Origin of the sequence: Methylobacterium bullatum, assembly GCF_014845095.1 — a bacterium.
GTDB lineage: Bacteria > Pseudomonadota > Alphaproteobacteria > Rhizobiales > Beijerinckiaceae > Methylobacterium > Methylobacterium bullatum.
In genome coordinates, this window is the sequence record NZ_NKUG01000187.1 from 1 (window position 1) to 5,483 (window position 5,483).

The window sequence follows — 5,483 nt, forward strand, 5'->3', positions numbered from 1 at the left end:
CGTCGACCAGGCCGCCCCGGTCTTTGGTAACTTCTCGATCTCTGAAGACCTCGGCTCAAGTGGTACGGACTACATCACTCGCGATAACACTCTGTCCGTGAGTGGATCGGTCACCGGGGCTGCCACCGGCGCCTTCGTTACCGTGGACGTGATGAATGGTAGCCAGCTCGTCACCACCCTGATCGGTCAGGTTCAGGCGAATGGTACCTTCACGACCAATACCAGCGGAGTCCTTTCCAGCACTGGAGTTGCGGGTACGAACTACACGTTCACGGCCTCAGTCACGGACCCGAGCGGCAACACGGCGAGCGAGAGCTTTGGCGTCGTCGTCGATCGTCAGACAACCGCCTCTACTGTTGGACTGACGGTGGCTTCCGACAGTGCTGCTGTCGATGGGATCACTAACGACGCCACGCCGGACTTCACAGGTACGGCAGAGGCCGGCGCGACCGTCGGTGTGTTCCTGGACGGCGAACTTGTTGGTACGGCGGTTGCCAACAGCAGCGGCCAATACACCCTGGCCTTCGCCGACACGGGTCTCGATCCGCTTACCAACGGCACCTACACGCTGACCACCATCACAACGGACGTCGCTGGCAACATCAAGCCAAGCACGCAAAGCACGCCATTCACGGTCGACACCATTGTGCCGACCGCCACGATCACCCTGGCCGACAGCGCGCTGATCGCTGGTGAGACCACCCTGGTGACGATCACCTTCTCGGAGGCGGTCACGGGCTTCGCGTTCAGCGACCTGACCACCGGCAACGGCACGCTAAGCGGGCTGAGCGCCGCCAGCACCAACCCAGTCACGGGAGCGGTGACCTACACCGCGACGCTGACCCCGGCGGTCAGCACGGAAGCCACCGCCAACGTCATTAGCCTGTCCACGGGCTACACCGACGCGGCCGGCAACACCGGCACCGTGGCGGCCAGCGCCGACTACGCCGTAGATACCAAGGTACCGACAGTGGCTTCTGTGTCTGTATCTGGGCCTGGTATCGCAGATGGATCAGGAACGTTGGTTACTGGTCAAACAGTGTCTTTCGCTTTCGATATATCTGAGGCAGTACGTGTAGCCGGCATTGCTGGGTTGGTCTTAAACCTGAGCAACGGAGCTACCGCGAGCTACAACCAGTCTAAGTCAAATTCGACAACCCTTACTTTTGATTACACAGTACTGGTCGATCAGGTTGCCGGTGATATTAGGGTAGAAAGTGTTTCTGCCAATGGAGCTGTGATTACCGATCTAAATGGTAACCCATTCGATGTTGACGGATTTATTGTAAATCCTGCTGGTACTCTGAAGATAGACGGATATACTGGAACGCAAGGAAGCGAGACCTTCCGTGGTACTGCGGGAGCCGAAACCTTTATCGGATTGGGCGGCGACGATACCTACTTGGTCAATAACGTTGATGACCAAGTAATTGAGGCAATTAATGGAGGTACTGACACTGTCCGGACGAGCGTGGATTATATGCTCATGGCAGGCCAAGAGATTGAGGTGCTGCGCGCCTCAGGAACGGTCGGTCTGAGGCTCACCGGCAATGAGTTTGACAACAGAATCGTTGGAACGTCTGGGAACGACGTCATCAACGGTAAAGCGGGAGCAGACTTGCTGTTCGGGGGGCTTGGCGACGACGATTATTATGTCGACAACGTGAACGACCTAGTGACCGAAGCCGCTAATGCGGGTAAAGACACTGTCTATACATCTGTCAGTTACACACTGAAGGCCGGCCAGGAGATCGAAACTCTGCGAGGCTTGGGTTCGACAGGTCTGACGCTCACCGGCAACGAGTTTGGCAACAAGCTCGTTGGAACTGACGGTAATGACATCCTGAACGGTAAAGCAGGAGCAGACACGCTGTTCGGTGGCCTTGGCAACGACAAATACTATGTTGACAATGCGAACGATCAGGTGACTGAGGCGGCCGGTGAAGGTAGCGATATCGTCTATACCAGCGTCAGCTACGCACTGGTTGCTGGTCAAGAGATCGAAACCTTGTCATTCATTGGCTCAAAGGGCCTCACTCTGACCGGTAACGAACTTGCCAACACCATCCTCGGAGGCGCTGGAAAGGACGTGCTCGTCGGCGGACTTGGCCGGGACGTGCTAACCGGTGGTGCTGGAAGCGACACCTTCACCTTCCAGACACTGAACGATACTGCCACTGGAACCGCGACACGCGACATCATCCAGGACTTCAAGATTGGAACGGACCACATCGATCTGTTCGCGATCGATGCCAATTCGAAAATTTCTGGTGACCAGTCGTTCTCGTTTATCGGCGCGGGCGCTTTCACCAAGGAGGCGGGACAGCTCCACACAATCCAATCCGGTGGCTCGACCATCGTCGAGGGTGACGTGGATGGAAACGGAAAGGCGGACTTCCAGATCGTTCTCAGGAACGTGGTAGATGCCCTGCACGCAAATGACTTCCTCCTCTAGTCGCGGCGACTGATACGAACGACTGACTTCAGTACAGCCGAAAGAAGCCGAAGGCAAAGCGAGGAAAAACGACAGGCGCAGAGCAGGTGGTGGAAAATCTACCATCCGCTTTGCGCCATTTTTTATCGACAATATTGAAGGTACTCTGGAGTTTAAGGGCCTTTCGCAGGCTGAAATTTATGCACATAAAGATCGTATCCGCTTGGTTTTCAGGTTTTGTTGACCACCTGAAATCCGAAGCTATTCCCGAGTAGCTTATTCTGCTCGCGGACGGTCCACATGCCGGCGAAGCCAAAGCCTTTGCGCAGTCACATCCTCTACGAGACAGCCACCACAACTAAGATGGCCTACCGCTATGGTAGTGCTCCGCGCGGCCAATGCTGTCAGGTTGCCGTACCCCATGGGCATGACAGTAAGCGTCCCGTCATCATGAAGTGACGATCAGTCTTTTGCCCACGGCTCAAGAGCATAGTTTCAGTGGGAACCAAGCTTCTCGGCCGGAGCCAAATGCGAGTGAGGAAATTCGGTCACATTGAATCATCTGTCATATTTAGTACAGAGGGATTTGATGTATATTGCATGTCTAGTATCTCTTCTATATGTAAAATCGTAATGTCAGCTCGGCTTATAAATATAGCTTAAAAGTTAGGTATGATTTATGCGCTTTGATTTTAATCGGTTTGGCAAACCAGTAGTATTCTCCTTGCTCTGTTTTGTTTGCGTTTTTTACTTAAGTGGAATTTTTGTAATGGCGTTGGCTGCTAGTTCAGTGCCGTTCTTGTTAGGCTATCTAGACATATTTCCCAAATTTGGATATGTATTGACAGTGCTTGTATTTCTTCTGACAGTTGTTGTTATATTAATACCAGATTACATTAAATAATCAATTTCTTACAATGTTGGTAATATTATTGAGCAGGCAAAGACTGAATTTGAAAGACGTTAGTGGCAAATCCTATTTCCCTGCGGGCAATCCGTGCTGCGGTCGTCGGCCTGGATGGGTCGAGTGGGGCAAGGGCGAAGCTTATAGGTCCGGTCAGCCTCGCTCGTTTCCAGACTTCAACCCTCTTCTACCGATTGTTGCACTGAGTGGCGCATTTCGATTGACACTGATGTTGCACTAAGTGATACGCGTATCAGAAAGTGCAACACGGACGGCCCGATGATCCGCAGCTTCCACGACCGGATGACGGAGGCGGTGTTCCAGGGCCGCTGCCCGAAAGGCTTCCCGGCCGACCTCTTCAAGGTCGCCCGGCGCAAGCTCCGCGCCTTGCACAACGCCGTCGACTTGAAAGACCTCAAGGCGCCACCATCGAACCGGCTTCACCCCCTAATCGGAGATCGCGCCGGCCAGCATGCCATCGCTGTCAATGACCAGTTCCGCATCGTCTTTGTCTGGAAGGATGCGGGCCCGGAACGAGTCGAGTTCACCGATTACCACTGAGCTGAGGAGGGCTCTGTCATGTCCGATACGATCAGCATTACCACCCTTCGCCAAGCCTTCGAGGTTGGGGAGGACGTCGGGCGCCTGGCGCCGCTCCATCCCGGGGAATTCCTGCGGGAGGAGTTCATGGTTCCGCTCAAGCTGAGCGCCGGAGCGGTCGCCAAGGCGCTCGGCCTCCCCCGCTCACGCATCGAGCGCATCGTGAAGGAGGAGATCGGCATCAGCACCGACACCGCCCTCCGGCTGGCTCGGTACTTCGGCACCTCGCATCAGTTCTGGCTCAACCTCCAGGCCGATTTTGAGAGTGAGACCTTGCTTTCCGAGATCGGCCCGGAGCTGGCTCGCATCGAGCCGCTGCCGGCTGTTGCGGCCTAGTCCCGATCCGGGCCGGGCTGGTTCAGCCTGTTTGTTCGTCTGCTAACCAGCTCGCCGGCATCATCCTGGCGAGCCAAGTTGCGTATCGGCTCACTGTGAGATGGACGATCCACCCCGCCGGCCCCGTGAGCAGATCGGGGCGGCGGGGCTGAGCCCGCCTCTCCTAGCGGCTCTGGTTGGGCTCAGGACGGCCCTAGGCGCCGTCTATGGATGCCCATTAAGCTGCGACAGTCTTCCGAGGCCGACCCGCCTTCTTAGGCTTCTCAGAAGCCGCAGCGGTCTTCTGAGCGACTGGCTGCTCCGGGGCGGCGGGAGGCGCTTTCCGCACCTGCCCAAGGCCAAGCGACCGGGCAAGGGCTGAGCGTTGCGCCGAGTAGCTGGGCGCGGTCATCGGGTAGTCAACGGGCAGTCCGTATTTCGCGCGGTAGGTCTCCGGGCTCAGACCACGAAGCGTCAGATGCCGCTTTAGGGTCTTGTAGGTCTTGCCGTCTTCGAAGCTGATCAGCGCGTCTGACGTGATGGACTTCTTGACCTGGGCCGATGTCGGCTTCTCGATCTTGTCCTCAGCCACTGCACCGTTTCCACCGGTCGCGAGACCGCTGACGGCAGCATGCACACTGCTCAGCAAGTCAGCCAATGCGGTGACCGGAACCGAGTTGTTTGAGACGTAGGCGGCGACGATCTCGGCCGCGAGTTCGATGTAGGTTGCCTGAAAATCTTGGGTGCTGTCGGCCATAGTATTTTCTCTGAGGATCCGTCGACGCCTCATAGAGTAACTTTGGTACGAAACACAACATTTCTGACGAAGAGAACTCATGTAGCTTATTGGATGGCGTCCACCTAAAGCGATCAACTCTGCTCAGTGCTGCCAAGATCTGATTGCATAGCACGGGGCGCTAGGAGACCGCCCCAGGCGCTTCAGTAAGGCCAGCATCATCACGACCTACTTCGCGCCGCCCCCATAGTGAGCGTGGTAGAGTTTCCGCTTTCGACCCAGGCTGTGTAAAAACGTCGGCACTTCGCCACGGGGGAGTGCAATCTTCCATAACAGACTCAGAAACATCAGCTCGAATGGCCGCGACAGCGACCTTCGAGGGTTTGCGCAGGAAATTCTTCTACCTACATCAGCCCAAGACGCGTTTTCACACAGCCTCGACCCATAGCAGTCATCCGACAGGTAGGGTCCAGCACTAAGAGCGCCTAACAGAA

4 protein-coding genes and 1 pseudogene are annotated in these 5,483 nt (G+C 56.0%); 3 read left to right on the top strand and 2 right to left on the bottom strand.

What is annotated here, in order from left to right; genetic code table 11:
* Positions 1 to 2,455: Ig-like domain-containing protein (locus tag MBTS_RS21225; protein WP_192216416.1), on the top strand; the 2,455-nt coding region annotated here is incomplete at its 5' end.
* A gap of 209 nt (positions 2,456 to 2,664) precedes the next feature.
* Here MBTS_RS21225 and MBTS_RS21230 read toward each other — a convergent pair.
* Positions 2,665 to 2,763: pseudogene (locus MBTS_RS21230) on the bottom strand (IS6 family transposase); the annotation flags it as partial.
* A gap of 854 nt (positions 2,764 to 3,617) precedes the next feature.
* Between MBTS_RS21230 and MBTS_RS21235 the strand changes: the two are divergent.
* Both MBTS_RS21235 and MBTS_RS21240 read left to right on the top strand, forming a co-directional pair.
* Complete coding sequence (locus tag MBTS_RS21235) at positions 3,618 to 3,899, top strand: type II toxin-antitoxin system RelE/ParE family toxin (protein WP_192216417.1); 282 nt, start codon at positions 3,618 to 3,620, stop codon at positions 3,897 to 3,899.
* An 18-nt stretch (positions 3,900 to 3,917) separates the two neighbouring features.
* Positions 3,918 to 4,274 (top strand): HigA family addiction module antitoxin, encoded by a 357-nt coding sequence (locus MBTS_RS21240; protein ID WP_192216418.1) that lies wholly within the window; start codon positions 3,918 to 3,920, stop codon positions 4,272 to 4,274.
* A 217-nt stretch (positions 4,275 to 4,491) separates the two neighbouring features.
* Here the strand turns inward: MBTS_RS21240 and MBTS_RS21245 are convergent, their stop codons facing one another.
* Entirely contained in the window at positions 4,492 to 5,010 is a 519-nt protein-coding gene (locus tag MBTS_RS21245; RefSeq protein WP_192216419.1) for a Ros/MucR family transcriptional regulator, read from the bottom strand.
* Between the last annotated feature and the right edge of the window lie 473 nt (positions 5,011 to 5,483).

Excerpts from the sequence above, each read along its gene's own strand:
- MBTS_RS21235 (WP_192216417.1), top strand. The coding sequence starts at position 3,618 with ATGATCCGCAGCTTCCACGACCGGATGACGGAGGCGGTGTTCCAGGGC.
- MBTS_RS21245 (WP_192216419.1), bottom strand. The coding sequence starts at position 5,010 with ATGGCCGACAGCACCCAAGATTTTCAGGCAACCTACATCGAACTCGCG.
- MBTS_RS21240 (WP_192216418.1), top strand. The coding sequence starts at position 3,918 with ATGTCCGATACGATCAGCATTACCACCCTTCGCCAAGCCTTCGAGGTT.